Annotated in this window: 20 protein-coding genes; 14 read left to right on the top strand and 6 right to left on the bottom strand. The window is 64.0% G+C overall.

Annotation, left to right across the window (positions count from 1 at the left end):
• Window positions 1-64: 64 nt before the first annotated feature.
• From DCG74_RS11310 to DCG74_RS11320, 3 genes are all read right to left on the bottom strand, one after another.
• Window positions 65-589 carry a prepilin peptidase gene (locus tag DCG74_RS11310; protein ID WP_172784910.1) on the bottom strand — a complete coding sequence of 175 codons (525 nt, stop codon included), beginning with the start codon at window positions 587-589 and terminating at the stop codon, window positions 65-67.
• 121 nt (window positions 590-710) lie between these two features.
• Window positions 711-851 (bottom strand): hypothetical protein, encoded by a 141-nt coding sequence (locus tag DCG74_RS11315; RefSeq protein WP_172784654.1) that lies wholly within the window; start codon window positions 849-851, stop codon window positions 711-713.
• 77 nt (window positions 852-928) lie between these two features.
• On the bottom strand, window positions 929-1,093 hold the full coding sequence (locus DCG74_RS11320; protein ID WP_106941836.1) for a Flp family type IVb pilin: 165 nt from the start codon (window positions 1,091-1,093) through the stop codon (window positions 929-931).
• A gap of 271 nt (window positions 1,094-1,364) precedes the next feature.
• Between DCG74_RS11320 and DCG74_RS11325 the strand changes: the two genes are divergently transcribed.
• The 4 genes from DCG74_RS11325 (at window position 1,365) to DCG74_RS11340 (ending at window position 4,274) form a co-directional block, all read left to right on the top strand.
• Complete coding sequence (locus DCG74_RS11325; protein ID WP_172784909.1) at window positions 1,365-2,192, top strand: sterol desaturase family protein; 828 nt, start codon at window positions 1,365-1,367, stop codon at window positions 2,190-2,192.
• Between the two features lie 150 nt (window positions 2,193-2,342).
• Window positions 2,343-2,846 (top strand): pilus assembly protein N-terminal domain-containing protein, encoded by a 504-nt coding sequence (locus tag DCG74_RS11330; RefSeq protein ID WP_172784908.1) that lies wholly within the window; start codon window positions 2,343-2,345, stop codon window positions 2,844-2,846.
• Window positions 2,847-3,054: 208 nt separating this feature from the next.
• On the top strand, window positions 3,055-3,636 hold the full coding sequence (locus tag DCG74_RS11335; protein WP_172784907.1) for a TadE/TadG family type IV pilus assembly protein: 582 nt from the start codon (window positions 3,055-3,057) through the stop codon (window positions 3,634-3,636).
• A gap of 23 nt (window positions 3,637-3,659) precedes the next feature.
• Entirely contained in the window at window positions 3,660-4,274 is a 615-nt protein-coding gene (locus DCG74_RS11340) for a TadE/TadG family type IV pilus assembly protein (protein WP_172784906.1), read from the top strand.
• 87 nt (window positions 4,275-4,361) lie between these two features.
• On the opposite strand, the gene DCG74_RS11345 is transcribed toward DCG74_RS11340, so the two are convergent.
• From DCG74_RS11345 to DCG74_RS11355, 3 genes are all read right to left on the bottom strand, one after another.
• Window positions 4,362-4,574 (bottom strand): cold-shock protein, encoded by a 213-nt coding sequence (locus DCG74_RS11345; protein WP_014439634.1) that lies wholly within the window; start codon window positions 4,572-4,574, stop codon window positions 4,362-4,364.
• Between the two features lie 255 nt (window positions 4,575-4,829).
• Window positions 4,830-5,117 (bottom strand): translation initiation factor IF-1, encoded by a 288-nt coding sequence (gene infA, locus DCG74_RS11350; protein WP_035998101.1) that lies wholly within the window; start codon window positions 5,115-5,117, stop codon window positions 4,830-4,832.
• Between the two features lie 23 nt (window positions 5,118-5,140).
• Window positions 5,141-6,724: a DEAD/DEAH box helicase gene (locus tag DCG74_RS11355; protein ID WP_172784905.1), complete on the bottom strand. Its 1,584-nt coding sequence runs from the start codon at window positions 6,722-6,724 to the stop codon at window positions 5,141-5,143.
• 479 nt (window positions 6,725-7,203) lie between these two features.
• On the opposite strand from DCG74_RS11355, the gene urtA reads away from it, so the two are divergent.
• The 10 genes from urtA (at window position 7,204) to DCG74_RS11405 (ending at window position 16,169) form a co-directional block, all read left to right on the top strand.
• On the top strand, window positions 7,204-8,526 hold the full coding sequence (gene urtA / locus DCG74_RS11360) for an urea ABC transporter substrate-binding protein (protein WP_172784904.1): 1,323 nt from the start codon (window positions 7,204-7,206) through the stop codon (window positions 8,524-8,526).
• Window positions 8,527-8,610: 84 nt separating this feature from the next.
• Window positions 8,611-10,218 carry an urea ABC transporter permease subunit UrtB gene (gene urtB, locus DCG74_RS11365; RefSeq protein ID WP_172784903.1) on the top strand — a complete coding sequence of 536 codons (1,608 nt, stop codon included), beginning with the start codon at window positions 8,611-8,613 and terminating at the stop codon, window positions 10,216-10,218.
• Window positions 10,215-11,384, top strand: coding sequence for an urea ABC transporter permease subunit UrtC (gene urtC, locus DCG74_RS11370; protein WP_172784902.1), 1,170 nt, complete (start codon window positions 10,215-10,217; stop codon window positions 11,382-11,384). Before urtB ends, urtC begins: the two co-directional genes overlap by 4 nt.
• A 6-nt stretch (window positions 11,385-11,390) precedes the next feature.
• The gene (urtD, locus tag DCG74_RS11375; RefSeq protein ID WP_172784901.1) at window positions 11,391-12,152 is read left to right on the top strand and encodes an urea ABC transporter ATP-binding protein UrtD; all 762 of its coding nucleotides are present in this window, start codon (window positions 11,391-11,393) and stop codon (window positions 12,150-12,152) included.
• Between the two features lie 3 nt (window positions 12,153-12,155).
• Complete coding sequence (urtE, locus tag DCG74_RS11380; protein ID WP_172784900.1) at window positions 12,156-12,851, top strand: urea ABC transporter ATP-binding subunit UrtE; 696 nt, start codon at window positions 12,156-12,158, stop codon at window positions 12,849-12,851.
• Between the two features lie 38 nt (window positions 12,852-12,889).
• Window positions 12,890-13,720 carry an urease accessory protein UreD gene (locus DCG74_RS11385; protein ID WP_172784899.1) on the top strand — a complete coding sequence of 277 codons (831 nt, stop codon included), beginning with the start codon at window positions 12,890-12,892 and terminating at the stop codon, window positions 13,718-13,720.
• 38 nt (window positions 13,721-13,758) lie between these two features.
• On the top strand, window positions 13,759-14,061 hold the full coding sequence (locus tag DCG74_RS11390; RefSeq protein ID WP_007605424.1) for an urease subunit gamma: 303 nt from the start codon (window positions 13,759-13,761) through the stop codon (window positions 14,059-14,061).
• Between the two features lie 109 nt (window positions 14,062-14,170).
• Entirely contained in the window at window positions 14,171-14,476 is a 306-nt protein-coding gene (locus DCG74_RS11395; protein ID WP_026202067.1) for an urease subunit beta, read from the top strand.
• Between the two features lie 51 nt (window positions 14,477-14,527).
• Window positions 14,528-15,616, top strand: a complete 1,089-nt coding sequence (locus DCG74_RS11400) for a patatin-like phospholipase family protein (protein ID WP_172784898.1) — start codon at window positions 14,528-14,530, stop codon at window positions 15,614-15,616.
• Between the two features lie 13 nt (window positions 15,617-15,629).
• The gene (locus DCG74_RS11405) at window positions 15,630-16,169 is read left to right on the top strand and encodes an HD domain-containing protein (RefSeq protein WP_172784897.1); all 540 of its coding nucleotides are present in this window, start codon (window positions 15,630-15,632) and stop codon (window positions 16,167-16,169) included.
• Window position 16,170: the final 1 nt, after the last annotated feature.

The following is a 16,170-nucleotide window of genomic DNA, read 5'->3' on the forward strand; positions in this document are numbered from 1 at the left end:
TTCGTCAAAGCATGGTTAATGAGGCGTATCTAAATCGCCTTAACGCCGGGTTTACCCTGGGCGTTCAGCGCAGTGCGAGGTGAGCGAGGTCGATCGCCTTCACCCATTCGGTCTCCGGGTAGACCATCAGCGCGCTCAGCGCGAGCGCGATGCCGTAGGGAATGCCGCTCTCCTTGGCGTGCAGCCGAGCGAGCCAGGCCTGTCCTGCCAGCCCGTACGGCAGCGGCCACTGCCGGAACTGGAGCAGAAGCAGCGTCAGCGCACCGCCGAACAGCGAGGCGTAGAGCAGGAAGTTCATCAGATGTGGGAAGCCGAACCAGAGCGCGACGGAAGCCGCGACCTTGGCGTCGCCGCCGCCCACCCAGCCCATGGCGAAGCAGGTGAAGGCCACGACCAGGAGAAGCGCACCGGCGCCGACATGGCTCAGCATCTCGTAAGGTGCCATGCCACCGGCGAGGGCGAGCGCGAAGAAGCCTGCCACCAGCGCCAGCGACACGCGGTTCGAGATCGTCATCGTGAAGAGATCGCTCGCCGCGGCGAACGCCATCAGGGCCGGGAAGAGCAGAAGGCGCGCAAGGTCGAGGATCATGGGCTGCGTCTTGGGGCCTGGGTTTGTCGCGGGAGCTGGCGTCGGGCGATGCTAGCGCGCGATGCTAAACAAACCGACAACGGGGCACGGGCGCGCGGGCCCTCGGCCGCCGAACGCGCCTTCACCAGAAGCTGGCGATGCGTGCGGCGAGCGCGACCGTCGCAACCAGCAGCGCAAGGCAGATCCAATAGACCGGCGAGCCGGCCTGCGCCGCTTCCGCCTCGCGCGCCGCAACCGCGGCATCGGTTCTTACCTTGTGCAACGCCACTGGAACTCGCCGTCTTCAGAAAAACAAACGCCCCGGAGGTCCGGGGCTTTTGTCGTCGTTCGTGGACCCGCTTACTTCAGCGAGGTGCTGATCGAGGTGAACTTGGCGTTCAGCGTGGTGCCGAGATTGTTGACGACGGTGATGATGGCCAGCGCGATGCCGGCGGCGATCAGGCCGTATTCGATGGCGGTGGCGCCGGATTCATCCTTCGCGAAACGCGCAATCAAGTTCTTCATGAACAAAACTCCGTCTGGGTGGGGACCGCCTCGTTCGGCGCTGTCGTTGACGTGACGACCATGAGAGCCGAGCTCTTTCGGGGGAGTTAATTCGATCGGGTAAACCCAGCTCCGGCGCGATGCTTTTGCCCAGAGTGAATTTCGCCTTAAGACGGCCTCTGCAATTCGTTCCGGTTCCGGATGCCTCGCCAACGCGGCGCCTGCTTCACCCTCCCTTAAATTTCGCGGAGTAGGCGTAAGGCTACAGCGGAATTCGCGGAGAGAGGCGACGATGTCGAGCCTGCCCATGCAAGTCGCCTTGATGCTCGGCGAGACCATCGTGAAGGTGATCCCGGTCACCTTCCTGCTCGCGGCGGTCTTCACCGTGCTGGAGCATTTCTGGGCCTGCAATCCCGGCGCGCCGTGGTGGCGCAAGCGGGAGATCGTCACCGACATCTGCTACTGGTTCTTCGTCCCGGTGTTCGCCCGCACCATGCGGATCGGGCTGCTGGTCGTCGGCGCCAGCGTCGTCTTCAACATCCACGATGCCGACGAGCTCATCGCCTTCTACGACAACGGCCACGGTCCGCTGGCGCAGCTGCCGCTGTGGCTGCAGGCCCTGCTGTTCCTGGTGCTGTCCGATTTCATGCTGTACTGGCTGCACCGGCTATTCCACGACGGCGGCTTCTGGAAATATCACGCGGTCCATCATTCGTCGGAGGAGATCGGCTGGATCTCCGCGGCCCGTTTTCATCCGGTCAATCTCTTGCTCGGGACGATCAGCGTCGACGTCCTGCTGCTGATGGCAGGCATCTCCCCGAACGTCATGGTCTGGGTTGGCCCGTTCACCACCTTCCATTCGGCCTTCGTGCACGCCAACCTGAACTGGACCTTCGGACCGTTCAAATACGTGCTGGCGACGCCGGTCTTCCATCGCTGGCACCACACCTCGCTCGAAGAGGGCGGGGACACCAATTTCGCCGGAACGTTCCCGATCTGGGACGTGCTGTTCGGCACCTTCCGCATGCCGGCGGGCAGGCTGCCGCAGGATTACGGCAAGGACGAAGCGAGCATGCCCAAGGAGATCGGAGGCCAGCTCGCCTATCCGTTTCGGCACTAGGGGGCGGGCCCCGCAAATATCCGTCCGTTCAAACAATACGCGGCGAGTTTGCGGAACGTTCACGAATTAAAGGCAGGTTAGCCGGGTCGGGCACCGGCTCCGCTGTATTCGGTCGTTTCTGCCGGTTTGTGACGTCCCGGGGGTAAGAGTATGCGTAAAGAAATGCTGCGCCGTCATGTGCGCGTCTGTCTTCTGGTTGCCGCTGCGATGCTGGCAACGCCGGCCGCAGGCCTCGCCGAGCCCGTCGCCGATACCATCGCGGTCAATGTCGACCAGGCCAAGCTGGTGCGACTGCCCGGCAAGGTGGCGACCATCGTGGTCGGCAATCCCCTGATCGCCGACGTCACGCTCCAGCCCGGCGGCATGATCGTCGTGACCGGAAAGGGCTACGGGGCCACCAACTTCATCGCGCTCGACCGCGGCGGCGAGATTCTGGTGGACCGCCAGATCCAGGTCGAAGGTCCGAGCGACCGGCTCGTCACCGTCTATCGCGGCATCGAGCGCGAGTCCTACAGCTGCGTACCGCTTTGCCAGCGCCGCGTGACGCTCGGCGACAGCGATGCCTACTTCAACAACGCGATGAGCCAGGCCGGTACGCTGAGCAGCAGCGCCAGCGGCGGTGCGGGTGCCGGCGCGGCTGCCAAGCCAAACTAGCCGACCGGCCGGCCTGCACCCCGCGAGGCCGCTCGCCGCTTCGCCGGCGTCTCTCCGCGCGCCGTATTTCAGCGCGCTTCGGGACGCGCCTGGTTAACGCAGTCTTAACGGCGCGGTCCGCCGGCTGCGGATCGTCTGAAACACTTAGACAATCAGTTTCCGCTATTGAACGGGCAGATGATCGCCGGTCGCTGGGGAATTTGACGAGATGCCATCGCCTGCACCTACGAGGTTCACGCTGCGGAAGGCGCTGCTCCGGTTTCGCGGCAACCGCCGCGGCTCCGCAGCCGTCGAGTTTGCGCTGGTCGCACCGATGTTCTTCGCGCTGCTGTTCGCCATCATCGAGACGGCGCTCATGTTCTTCTCGAGCCAGGTGCTTGAGACCATCGCGCAGGACTCCGCGCGCGCGATTTTGACCGGCCAGGCCCAGGCACAAGGCGGCTCGGTGGCGGCCTGTCAGACCGCGCCCAACACCGTCTCCGCGTGCGATCAGACGACGTTCAAGGCCTTTGTCTGCACCAAGATCCCGGCGCTGTTCGATTGCAGCAAGCTTTATGTCGACGTTGTCAGCACCAGCTCCTTCGGGACGCTCAGCCTCACCAACTTCGGCACTTCCTGCACCTTCAATCCCTCCGGCATGCAGTACAGTGCCGGAAGCTCCGGACAGGTCGTCGTGGTGCGCCTGTTCTATCAGTGGCCGCTCATCGTCACCGGTCTCGGCTACAACATGGGATGCAACAACAAGCGGCTGATGGTGGCGACGGCGGCGTTCAAGAACGAACCCTTCTGAGGCAGATGGACCTGGGCGGACCGATGCGGGCGATTGCGAACATCTGGAGGAATGCACGCGGCTCCGTGCGCGGCTTCGTCGCCGACAAGCGCGCGCTGGCGGCGACCGAATTCGCGATCATCGTACCGCTGATGCTGGTGATGTTCTTCGGCACCGTCGAATTTTCGTCGGCCGTGGCGATCGACCGCAAAATCACGTTGATCGCGCGGACATTGTCCGATCTGACGTCGCAGTCGACGACGCTCGACGATGCCAGCATGAAGGATTCGTTCACGGCAAGCATCTCGGTCGTCATGCCCTACGACGCGACGCTCGTGAAGGGCACGATCTCGCAGATCTACATCGACGCCAACAGCGTCGCCAAGGTCCAGTGGAGCAAGGCCGGCACGATTGCGAGCGGCGCGACGCAAGCCACGCTTGCGACCTCGACTCGGACCGCCGGCGACACGGTCACCACGATGATTCCCCCGACGCTCCTGATTCCGTCGAGTTATCTCATTCTGAGCGAGGTCAAGTACACTTACACGCCGACCATCGGCTACGTGTTGAAGTCGAGCGTGACGCTGAGCGATCTCTCCTACACGCGGCCGCGTCAGGTCGTCTGCGTGCCCTACAACAACGTGCCCTCGACCTGTTGAGACTTGCCAGCCGCCCGTGATGAAAAAGGCCGTGCGTCACGCACGGCCTTTTTGCTTTGGCTCGATCGGGCCACCGGCCCGGTGGGCTCAGCCCGCAGCGCGCAGGTTGTCGGCTGCCGACTTGCCGGAACGGCGGTCGGCCACGATCTCGTAGGAGATCTTCTGGCCCTCGCGCAGCGAGCCGAGGCCGGCGCGCTCGACGGCGCTGATGTGAACGAACACGTCCTGGCCGCCGTCGTCGGGCTGAATGAAGCCGAAACCCTTGGTCGCGTTAAACCACTTCACGGTTCCCATGCTCATGGGGTAGTCCTTCTCAGATAACACAATGTCGGAGCCCGCTCGCGCGGGCAGGGTTAGATCGAATTTCTGGAAGGGTCGTCAGCGTGTCTGAACCGGCTGTACCGGTGGATGCCAATGTCGTCCGGCCGAAAATCGATTAATTCATTTTATCGGAAACGAGGGTCCGAAACAATCCGGACGCGCACGATTTTTGATCCGCCGTGATGCCAACGGCGGATCAATCTACAGATCGGAATTCGAACTCGACGCAGCCGACTAGCGGCGGCGGAACTGGCCGCCGCGTTGTCCGGGACGGGGCGGTCCGCCCGGCGTGCTGGGACGTTCGTCCTTGTGGCGGAAAATCAGCCGGCCCTTCTCAAGGTCATAGGGCGACATCTCCACCGTCACGCGGTCGCCCGCGAGCGTCTTGATGCGGTTCTTCTTCATCTTGCCGGCGGTATAGGCAACGATCTCGTGTCCGGCGTCGAGCTGCACGCGGTAGCGGGCATCGGGGAGGATTTCGGTGACCAGTCCTTCGAACTGGATCAGCTCTTCCTTAGCCATGAATGTCTCCAGGTCGTGGACGGCTAGTGCGAATAGGGTTTGCGGTTCGGTTGGCCGTTTGGCCGACTCTGGCGGCGCAAAAAGGCAACGCCTTGTATCCCATCAGCGGTCCCGGCGCTATGCGCGGAACGCTGTTCCGGACGGTCGACAGGCGATGAATGCATCTTACCACCGGAGCGGCGGCGGCGAGAACCCTTGGAGGCATTCTGCCCACTGCCGGGCCGTCCGTCGGCATGCCTTGCCTCCGCATGCCGTCCTTCACCGTGCCTTCCGTCGCCGTGCTTGCCGGCACCATGGTGGCGCCCGTCGGCATGCCGTTCGTCGGCACGACGCCCGTCACCGTGCCGTGCGCCTTGCGGGCGCTGGCCGGGGCGGCCGCCTGGCCGGCCCTGTCGTTGCTGCGACGGAGCGGGACCGGGATCGCGGCGGCCGGCGTCGGTGCGGTGGTCCTCCCGCGCCAGGGCGACGCGAATCAGCCGCTCGATGTCGCGCAGATAGCCGAGTTCCTCGCCGCCCGCGACCAGCGAGATCGCGGTGCCGTCGGCGCCGGCACGCGCGGTGCGGCCGATGCGATGGACGTAGGTTTCCGGCACGTTCGGCAGGTCGAAGTTGATGACGTGACTGATGCCATCGACGTCGATGCCGCGGGCGGCGATGTCGGTGGCGACCAGTGTGCGGATCTCGCCCGAGCGGAACTGGGCGAGCGTGCGCTCGCGATGGTTCTGCGACTTGTTGCCGTGGATGGCGTTGGCAGCGATGCCGGCCTTGGCCAGCGTCTTCACCACCTTGTCGGCGCCGTGCTTGGTGCGGGTGAAGACCAGCGCGCGGTTGATCGCCTCGTCCTGCAGCAGCTTGGTCAGGAAGGCGGGCTTGGCCGCGAAATCGACCTGGAGGATGCGCTGGTTGATCCGCTCGGCGGTCGAGGACACCGGCGTCACCGCGACGCGGGCGGGGTCGCGCAGCATGGAATCGGCGAGCTCGGCGATGTCCTTCGGCATGGTGGCCGAGAAGAACAGCGTCTGCCGCTTGATCGGCAGCTTGGCGACGATTTTGCGGATGTCGTTGATGAAGCCCATGTCGAGCATGCGGTCGGCTTCGTCGAGCACGAGGAACTCGACGCTTGAAAGCTTCAAGCCGTTGCTCTGCACGAGGTCGAGCAGGCGGCCGGGGGTGGCGACGAGCACGTCGACGCCCGGCATCAGCGCGCGGACCTGACGGCCCATCGGCACGCCGCCGATCGCAAGCGTCGAGGACAGGCGGATGTGGCGGCCATAGGCGTTGAAGCTGTCGAGGATCTGGCCGGACAGCTCGCGGGTCGGCGACAGCACCAGCACGCGGGCGGTCTTGGGCTGCGGCTTGATGCGGTTATCGAGCAGACGATGCAGGATCGGCAGCGCGAAGGACGCGGTCTTGCCGGTACCGGTCTGGGCGATGCCGACGACGTCGCGGCCGGTCAATGCCAGCGGGATGGTTTGGGCCTGGATCGGGGTTGGGGTGACGTAATTCTCTTCACGAAGAGCGCGCGCGATGGGTTCGGCGAGGCCGAAGTCCTGAAACGAAGTCAAAAGAGGGGTTCTTTCCATGTCAAAAGCGAACGCCCGGCGCATCAGCGCGGCGCGCGCAAAAGGGTGTCGAGAAGACACCTGCGTGTTTGGGGTGTCGGATGGCTTGGATGATATGGGGCAAGCCAGAGGCCCGTAGAGGGCTTAAGAACACGCGGCTCGCAACGACCCCTTGATTCGCAAGAGGTCTCGGACGTTCATATGGAACATCGACGGGGCGCTTTCAAGGCAGGTGCGCCCGAAACAGCGGGTGCGGTGCAAAAATACTGTTGCCGGAAATTTAGCCAGAACTGGCGATTTGCTTAGAAAATAGTCCGACTGCCGCTTTCGCATACATTCAGATTGCCTAAGATTTGGGCTGTCTGACTGCGGCGAAACTTTGAATTATGACGATTAAGTCAATAGATTCAATGGGTTGATGGGTGCTCAGCCCATGGCATGGTTCTTGCGATTCCGTTAATCGCAGGCGGCCGTGGGGCCGTTTCGCAGCGTTTTCACGTCTGCGTCAGGGAGATGAGGCACTCATGTTTAACAAATCCACTCACGATATAGCGGCGTCATTTAGCCGCCGCGGCGTGCTCGCCGCGACCGCCGGACTGATGCTCGGTCTGGCTTCATTGACTGGCGCGAAGGCCGCGGACGGCACCATCAAGGTCGGTGTGCTGCACTCCCTGTCCGGCACCATGGCGATCAGCGAAACCACGCTGAAGGACACCATCCTCTTCCTGATCGACGAGCAGAACAAGAAGGGCGGCGTGCTCGGCAAGAAGCTGGAAGCCGTCGTCGTCGACCCCGCTTCGAACTGGCCGCTGTTCGCCGAAAAGGCGCGCGAGCTGATCACCAAGGACAAGGTCTCGGTCGTGTTCGGCTGCTGGACCTCGGTGTCGCGCAAGTCGGTGCTCCCCGTCTTCAAGGAGCTGAACAGCATCCTGTTCTACCCCGTGCAGTACGAGGGTGAGGAGAGCGAGCGCAACGTCTTCTACACGGGTGCTGCGCCGAACCAGCAGGCGATCCCCGCCGTCGACTATCTGATGAAGGAAGAGAAGGTGAAGCGCTGGGTGCTCGCGGGCACCGACTACGTCTATCCGCGCACCACCAACAAGATCCTGGAAGCCTATCTGAAGTCGAAGGGTGTCGCCCAGGAAGACATCATGATCAACTACACGCCGTTCGGTCATTCCGACTGGCAGACGATCGTGGCCGACATCAAGAAGTTCGGCTCGGCCGGCAAGAAGACCGCGGTGGTCTCGACCATCAACGGCGACGCCAACGTTCCCTTCTACAAGGAGCTCGGCAACCAGGGCATCAAGGCGAAGGACATCCCGGTGGTCGCGTTCTCGGTGGGTGAGGAAGAGCTCGCCGGCATCGACACCAAGCCGCTGGTCGGTCACCTCGCCGCCTGGAACTACTTCCAGTCGATCAAGTCGCCGGAGAACGAGAAGTTCATCAAGGCGTGGCAGACCTACACCAAGAATCCGAAGCGCGTGACCAACGATCCGATGGAAGCGCACGTGATCGGCTTCGACATGTGGGTCAAGGCGGTCGAGAAGGCGAAGTCGACCGATCCCGACAAGGTGATCGACGCTCTCCCGGGCATCGAAGCCAAGAACCTGACCGGCGGCACCTCCAAGATGCTCCCGAACCACCATATCACCAAGCCGGTGTTCATCGGCGAGATCAAGGGCAACGGCCAGTTCGACGTGGTCTGGAAGACCCCGAGCCTCGTCCCCGGCGATGCCTGGTCGAAGGAGCTCGACGGCTCCAAGGACCTGATCGGCGATTGGGTCGGCAAGAAGTGCGGCAACTTCAACACCAAGACCAACAAGTGCCTCGGCTCGGGCTCCTGATCCCGATCTGACGCTCCATTGCAAGACCGGAGAGGGCGGCGATCCCGCCGCCTTCTCCACTCATTTCTGCCGGGGTCATTCACAGTGCCAGCCCATTTGTCCGCCCGTCTCTGTTCGCTTGCACTCTCGTTGTTTCTGATTGCGTTCGCGCTGCCGGCCTTCGCCGGTCCGTTCGAGGACGCGGTCGCCAAATTCGCCAATGATGATTTTTCCGACACGGAAGAGGCGATCGGTGCGATCGCGGGCAGCGGCAGCAAGCTGGCTTTTCCGATCATCAGTGCGCTCCAGGACGGCCGTCTCATGGCCGATCCCGACAGCAAGAAGGTCTACGTCACCGGTGCCGACGGCAAGTCGATCGACGCTGCGACCGGCGAGGCCGTCGCCAGCGTTCCCGACAGTGCGAGCGCGGTTCGCCTCAACAACCGCCTGCGCCGCAGCGTCGATGCCGCGCTCGGCAGCCTGACGCTGCAGTCGCCGGATCTGGGAGCGCGCCTGCAGGCGGCGCAGTCCGTCTTCAAGTCGCACGAGGAGACCGCGCTTGAGGCGGTCGATGCCGCGCTTGCCAAGGAAACCAACAAATCCGTCAAGGCGGCGCTCGGCGAGGCCCGCGCTGCGATCCTGCTGTTCAAGTCCGACGCCACCGAGGTCGAGAAGCTCGAAGCGGTCGCAACCATCAAGGCGCGTGGCGACCAGGATGCGCTGGCGCTGCTCACCGGCATGGGCGAGCAGCCCGCCTCGGTGACCAAGGCCGCCGCGAGCGCGATCGGCTCGATCCAGAATTCGCTCGCAGTCTGGTCGATGGTGCAGAATGCCTGGTACGGCCTCTCGCTCGGCTCGGTCTTGCTGCTCGCCGCGATCGGGCTCGCCATCACCTTCGGCGTGATGGGCGTCATCAACATGGCGCATGGCGAGATGGTGATGATCGGGGCCTACACCACCTTCGTGGTGCAGGAGGTGATCCGCACCCGCTATCCCGGCCTGTTCGACTATTCGCTCTTGATCGCCGTGCCGCTTGCCTTCCTCGTCGCAGGCGCGATCGGCGTCTTGATCGAGCGCAGCATCATCCGCTTCCTCTACGGGCGCCCGCTCGAGACGCTGCTCGCGACCTGGGGCCTGTCGCTGGTGCTGCAACAGGCGGTGCGCACCATGTTCGGCCCGACCAACCGCGAGGTCGGCAACCCCTCCTGGATGAGCGGCGCGTTCGAGCTCGGCCAGATCACCATCACCTACAACCGGCTCTGGATCCTTGTCTTCACGCTCGCCGTGTTCGCGATCCTGCTCGCGATGTTGCGCTACACCGCGCTGGGCCTCGAAATGCGTGCGGTGACGCAGAACCGCCGCATGGCGGCCTCGATGGGCATCGCCACCTCGCGCGTCGACGCGCTCACATTCGGCCTCGGCTCGGGCATTGCCGGCATCGCCGGCGTGGCGCTGTCGCAGATCGACAATGTCAGCCCCAATCTCGGCCAGAGCTACATCATCGACAGCTTCATGGTCGTGGTGTTCGGCGGCGTCGGCAATCTCTGGGGCACGCTGGTCGGCGCCTTCACGCTCGGCATCGCGAACAAGTTCCTGGAGCCGGTCGCCGGCGCAGTGCTCGGCAAGATCGCGATCCTGGTTCTCATCATCCTGTTCATTCAAAAGCGGCCGCGCGGCCTGTTCGCGCTCAAGGGCCGTGCGGTGGAAGCATGACCCCTCACATGCTGACGCGATCGCTGGACCGCGGCGCGACGATCTTCCTCTTGGTTGTCGCCGGGCTGGGCGTGCTGATACCGCTGTCCAACCTGCTGCTGCCCGCCGGCTCGTTCCTGCAAGTGCCGACCTATCTCGTGGCGCTCTGGGGCAAATATGTCTGCTACGCCATCCTGGCGCTCGCGATCGATCTGATCTGGGGCTATTGCGGCATCCTCTCGCTCGGCCACGGCGCCTTCTTCGCGCTCGGCGGCTACGCCATGGGCATGTACCTGATGCGGCAGATCGGCACCCGCGGCGTCTACGGCAACCCGATCCTGCCCGACTTCATGGTGTTCCTGAACTGGCAGAAGCTGCCCTGGTACTGGTACGGCTTCGACATGTTCTGGTTCGCCGCGCTGATGGTGCTGGTCGTGCCAGGCCTGCTCGCCTTCTGCTTCGGCTGGCTCGCCTTCCGCTCCCGCGTCACCGGCGTCTATCTGTCGATCATCACGCAGGCGATGACCTATGCGCTGCTGCTCGCCTTCTTCCGCAACGATTTCGGCTTCGGCGGCAACAACGGCCTGACCGACTTCAAGGACATCCTGGGCTTCAACGTGCAGGCGGAGGGAACGCGCGCCGCGCTGTTCGCGCTGAGCTGCCTGGCACTGATCGTCGGTTTCCTGATCTGCCGTGCCATCGTCTCCTCCAAGCTCGGCAAGGTCTTGATCGCGGTGCGTGACGCGGAATCGCGCACGCGCTTCCTCGGCTACCGCGTCGAATCCTACAAGCTGTTCGTGTTCACGGTGTCGGCCTGCATGGCCGGCGTCGCCGGCGCGCTCTATGTGCCGCAGGTCGGCATCATCAACCCCAGCGAATTCGCGCCGGGCAATTCGATCGAGGCGGTGATCTGGGTCGCGGTCGGCGGCCGCGGCACGCTGGTCGGCGCCGCGCTCGGCGCCGTCGTCGTCAACTACGCCAAGACGTTCTTCACCTCCGGCGTGCTGGCGCCGTACTGGCTGTTCATGCTGGGTGCGCTGTTCATCCTGGTGACGCTGCTGCTGCCCAAGGGCATCGTTGGCACCTTCAACGCCTGGTGGGATCAGTCGAAGGAAAAACGCACCGCCGCGACCACCGCGAGCGCCGCGGCCGAAGACGGCGTCACCGAACCCAAGATGGCGGAGTAAGCGGTCATGAACGTCATGGACACCCGCGCGACCTCCGCGATGCTCTATCTGGACGGCGTGCACGTCTCCTTCGACGGCTTCCACGCCATCAACAATCTGTCGCTGACGCTCGAGCCCGGCGAGATGCGCGCCATCATCGGGCCGAACGGCGCCGGCAAGACCACGATGATGGACATCATCACCGGCAAGACCAAGCCGGACGAAGGTACCGTGCTGTTCGACGGCATCACCGACCTGACGCGCCTCGACGAGACCCGTATCGCCGAGCTCGGCATCGGCCGCAAATTCCAGAAGCCGACGGTGTTCGAGAGCCAGACCGTGCAGGACAATCTGCTGCTGGCGCTCAATGTCGATTACTCGGTCCGCGGCACGCTGTTCTGGCGCGGCAGCAAGGCGGAGTCCGAGCGCATCGACAAGGTGCTGGAGACGATCCGTCTCACCGAGGCGCGCAACCGCCTCGCCGGCAGCCTCAGCCATGGCCAGAAGCAATGGCTCGAGATCGGCATGCTGCTGGCGCAGGATCCGAAACTGCTGCTGGTCGACGAGCCCGTCGCGGGGATGACCGACGTCGAGACGCACCTCACCGCCGAGCTGCTGAAGGAAATCAACAAGACCCACACCGTCATGGTGGTCGAGCACGACATGACCTTCGTGCGCGAGCTCGGCGTCAAGGTCACCTGCCTGCACGAAGGCACGGTGCTCGCGGAAGGGACCATCGACCAGGTCTCGTCCAACGAGCGGGTCATCGAAGTCTATCTGGGACGCTGAGCGATGCTTGAGGTCAAGGACATCAACCTGTTCTACGGCGCGGCGCAGGCGCTGCGCGGCGTCTCGATCTTGGCCGAGCCCGGCAAGGTCACGTGCGTGCTCGGGCGCAACGGCGTCGGCAAGACCTCGCTCTTGCGCGCCATGGTCGGGCAATATCCGATCTCCTCGGGCGCAATCGTGTTCGACGGCAGCGATATCACCGGCCTCAAGCCGTATGAGCGGGCGCGCAAGGGTATTGGCTTCGTGCCGCAGGGCCGCGAGATCTTTCCGCTGCTGAGTGTCGAGGAGAACCTCAAGACCGGCTTCGGTCCGCTCAAGCGCGAGGACAAGCACATTCCGGACGACGTGTTCTCGCTGTTTCCCGTGCTGCAATCCATGCTCGGCCGGCGTGGCGGCGACCTCTCCGGCGGCCAGCAGCAGCAGCTCGCGATCGGCCGCGCGCTGGTGATGCGGCCGAAGCTGCTGCTGCTCGACGAGCCCACCGAAGGCATCCAGCCCTCGATCATCAAGGACATCGGCCGCGCCATCTCTTACTTGCGCAATCTCGGCAACATCGCCATCGTGCTGGTCGAACAATATCTCGACTTTGCCTGCGAACTCGGCGACAGTTTCGCGGTGATGGATCGCGGTGCGGTGAAGTTCACCTGCGACCGCTCCAATCTCGATCCGGGCGAGATTAGCCGCCAGATGGCGCTGTAAGCCGGCAAAGACCTGCCGCGACCGGCTGGGGGAGACGGATGCGCAGCGAATTGTCAGCCACATCCACGCTGTTCGAGGCCAACCGCGCCCGTGGCGCGGTGCGCTTCGACGTGCATGCGCGCGCCGGCGTGACGCGTCGCGGCGCCTTGCATGAATCCGGTTCGCTCCGCGTCCGCTTTCCCTCGCCGGAAGATCAGGGTCTGTCCGGCGTGTTCGTCAATACGGCCGGCGGAGTTGCTGGTGGCGATCGCTTCGATGTCGAGATAGCGGCGGCGGATGGAGCGCGGCTGACGCTGACCACAGCGGCCGCCGAAAAGGTCTATCGCACGCCCGGAGCTGCGGCGCAGCTCAACATCGCCCTGAAGGTCGGCGCGGGCGCGCATCTTGCCTGGCTGCCTCAGGAGACGATTCTGTTCGACCGCGCCCGCGTGCAGCGCCGCTTCGACATCGATCTCGACGAGGCAGCCTCGCTCCTGCTCTGCGAAATCGTGGTGTTCGGCCGCACCGCCATGGGCGAGCGGATGGAGCAGGGCGAGTTCATCGACCGTTGGCGGCTGCGCCGTGGCGGCCGGCTGGTGTTCGCAGAGACGGTCCGGCTCGACGGCGACATCGGCGGCAAGCTTGCACGGCCCGCGGTCGCCAAGGGTGGCGCGGCGATCGGCACAGCCCTGATCGTGCCCGGCGACGAGGCCCTGGTCGAGCGCATCCGGGAGGCGTCGGAATCGTTCTCCGGCGAGGTCGGAATCTCGGCCTGGAATGGCTTTGCAATGGCGCGGTTCTGTGCCCAAGATGCGGCGCGCTTGCGCGCCGACATGATGACGGTGCTGGCACGCACCGGTGCGGCCCTGCCGCGGCTCTGGTTGAACTAGACTGGTTGAATTGACGTGCTGAACGGAAGAGATGTCGCATGAACCTGTCTCCCCGCGAAAAGGACAAGCTTTTGATCTCGATGGCGGCAATCGTGGCCCGGCGCCGGCTGGACCGCGGCGTCAAGCTCAACCATCCCGAGGCGATCGCGATCATCTCCGATTTCATCCTCGAAGGCGCCCGCGACGGCCGCACCGTCGCCGAGCTGATGCAGTCCGGCGCGCAGGTGCTGACCCGCGACCAGGTGATGCCGGGCATCCCCGAGATGATCCACGACATCCAGGTCGAGGCGACCTTTCCTGACGGCACCAAGCTCGTCACGGTGCACGAGCCGATCCGCTAAGTGTCATTCCGGGGCGCCCGCAGGGCGAACCCGGAATCCAGAGATTGTTGACCGAGATTCCGGGTTTCGGCCCTTCGGGCCGCCCCGGAATGACAGAGGAATGCAAAACATGATCCCCGGTGAACTCTTCATCCAAGACGGCGAGATCGAGCTCAATGCCGGCCGCAAGACCGTGACGTTGACTGTGGCCAATACCGGCGACCGCCCGATTCAGGTCGGCTCGCACTATCATTTCTTCGAGACCAACCCGGCGCTGAAGTTCGACCGCAAGAAGGCCCGCGGCATGCGCCTCGACATCGCCGCCGGGACCGCCGTCCGCTTCGAGCCCGGTCAGACCCGCGACGTGCAACTCGTCGCCATGGCGGGGAAGAAGACGATCTACGGTTTCCGCGGGGATGTGATGGGGAAGCTGTAGGGCAGGCCTGCCATGAATACCGTCCTCAAGGACAAGGTCGAGATTGGACTCGTGCTCCAGGGCGGCGGTGCGCTTGGGGCCTATGAGTTCGGCGCGATCGAGGCGCTTCTGGAATTGATGGATGCGATCCATGCCGAGGGCAGGACCGTTACGCTGGCCGCGGTCACCGGGGTTTCCATTGGCGCGATAAATGCGGCCTGCGTGGTTGGCGCGACCGATCGGGCCGATGCCAAAAGGCGCCTGCAATTGCTGTGGTCGGAGCTTTCGCTGGAGTCGCGGAATTATTGGTGGGGTATCGCCAGCCAGGATTTCGCTTTGTTCCGCGTGCACGGTTTCTACAAGCCTCGTTATGACTACTGGAATGTCTTCCGCTGGACCAATTTCTACAACACCGAGCCCATGCTCGGGACGTTGGCGAGACACGTGAATTTCACGGCGCTGAACAACAGCCCGACCACCTTCGTCGTCACCGCAGTGGACGTGTCGTCCGGCGAGTTGGTGCGTTTCTGCAACCATCCGCACAAGGGCGAGAAGCGGACCGAGATCGGTCCTCGCCATGTGCTGGCAAGCGGCAGCCTTCCGCCCGGATTTCCGGCGACGCCAATCGGCGACGCGAATTTCTGGGACGGCGGCATAGTCGACAACACGCCGCTCGGCGATGCGATTGATGCGTTTTCCGGATCGGACGACGTCGATCGCATCCTGGTCGTGATGAACTTGTTTCGAAGCAAGCGTGCGGCGCCAAAGAACATGATCGAGGTCAATGATCGCTTGAGCGAGCTGCGTTATGGCAACCGCCTGCGCCAGGACGGTGCGAACGCAGCGGTCATCAATGAATTGTTGCAGACCGTGGAGGCGCTCTACGCCGCCGTTCCCGTAGAGGCGCGGGATCCGCAGCTCGTTGACAAGGTCTCGCGTGCGCAGCGTTTCAAGACCCTGGGCGCCATCACCAACATCGACCTGGCCGATGCGGGTCTCATGAAGAAAGCCGGTCTTTCCGCGGAGTCCCGGGACTCCGGCGCTTTTCGCGATTTTTCGGCCGCGGGAATTCAGCGGCGTCGCGAGGCCGGATACAAGCTTGCGCGATTGAAGCTGCAGGACGTATTCAGGACGCGCGGTCTGCTGCCGGTGCTTCATTGACCAGGAGGCTCCAGTGATTTCCCCGATCCGCCTCGTCTCAGAAGCTGCCGAGCTCGCTGCGCATCGTCATAACGGCATGGCGCGCAAGGGCCGCGGCAATGAGCCCTATATCAATCATCTCGCCGAGGTCGCGAACCTGCTCGCCACCGCGACCGACGGTGCCGATGCCGAGCTCGTTGCGGCCGGCTGGCTGCACGATTCGATCGAGGACACTGACACCACGCGCGAGGAGCTCGCGCAGAGATTTTCCGAGCGTGTCGCCTCGCTGGTTGCCGAGTGCACCGACGACATGAGCTTGCCGAAGGCAAAGCGGCGGCAGAAGCAGATCGACGACGCGCCCCACAAATCGCCGGGCGCCAAGCTGATCAAGATCGCCGACAAGATCAGCAATACGGGCGCGCGCATTCAAACCGATCCGAGCGCCGAGGAGCGCGAGGAACTCGCCGACTATATCGGCTGGGCCACGCAGGTCGTGGCGGGGTGCCGCGGCGGCAATGCATGGCTCGACGAAAAATTCGACGATGCCGTGAAAGCAGCAAAGGCCTTGCTGTGAC

Origin of the sequence: Bradyrhizobium sp. WBAH42 (assembly GCF_024585265.1) — a bacterium.
Taxonomy (GTDB): domain Bacteria; phylum Pseudomonadota; class Alphaproteobacteria; order Rhizobiales; family Xanthobacteraceae; genus Bradyrhizobium.

Bases quoted from the DNA above. Each gene is read 5' to 3' on its own strand.
- urtA (WP_172784904.1), top strand. From the start codon at position 7,204: ATGTTTAACAAATCCACTCACGATATAGCGGCGTCATTTAGCCGCCGC.
- urtD (WP_172784901.1), top strand. From the start codon at position 11,391: ATGAACGTCATGGACACCCGCGCGACCTCCGCGATGCTCTATCTGGAC.
- DCG74_RS11390 (WP_007605424.1), top strand. From the start codon at position 13,759: ATGAACCTGTCTCCCCGCGAAAAGGACAAGCTTTTGATCTCGATGGCG.
- DCG74_RS11330 (WP_172784908.1), top strand. From the start codon at position 2,343: ATGCGTAAAGAAATGCTGCGCCGTCATGTGCGCGTCTGTCTTCTGGTT.
- DCG74_RS11320 (WP_106941836.1), bottom strand. From the start codon at position 1,093: ATGAAGAACTTGATTGCGCGTTTCGCGAAGGATGAATCCGGCGCCACC.
- DCG74_RS11385 (WP_172784899.1), top strand. From the start codon at position 12,890: ATGCGCAGCGAATTGTCAGCCACATCCACGCTGTTCGAGGCCAACCGC.
- urtE (WP_172784900.1), top strand. From the start codon at position 12,156: ATGCTTGAGGTCAAGGACATCAACCTGTTCTACGGCGCGGCGCAGGCG.
- DCG74_RS11310 (WP_172784910.1), bottom strand. From the start codon at position 589: ATGATCCTCGACCTTGCGCGCCTTCTGCTCTTCCCGGCCCTGATGGCG.
- DCG74_RS11335 (WP_172784907.1), top strand. From the start codon at position 3,055: ATGCCATCGCCTGCACCTACGAGGTTCACGCTGCGGAAGGCGCTGCTC.
- DCG74_RS11355 (WP_172784905.1), bottom strand. From the start codon at position 6,724: ATGCGCCGGGCGTTCGCTTTTGACATGGAAAGAACCCCTCTTTTGACT.
- DCG74_RS11325 (WP_172784909.1), top strand. From the start codon at position 1,365: ATGTCGAGCCTGCCCATGCAAGTCGCCTTGATGCTCGGCGAGACCATC.
- DCG74_RS11395 (WP_026202067.1), top strand. From the start codon at position 14,171: ATGATCCCCGGTGAACTCTTCATCCAAGACGGCGAGATCGAGCTCAAT.
- DCG74_RS11340 (WP_172784906.1), top strand. From the start codon at position 3,660: ATGCGGGCGATTGCGAACATCTGGAGGAATGCACGCGGCTCCGTGCGC.
- DCG74_RS11345 (WP_014439634.1), bottom strand. From the start codon at position 4,574: ATGAGCATGGGAACCGTGAAGTGGTTTAACGCGACCAAGGGTTTCGGC.
- urtC (WP_172784902.1), top strand. From the start codon at position 10,215: ATGACCCCTCACATGCTGACGCGATCGCTGGACCGCGGCGCGACGATC.
- infA (WP_035998101.1), bottom strand. From the start codon at position 5,117: ATGGCTAAGGAAGAGCTGATCCAGTTCGAAGGACTGGTCACCGAAATC.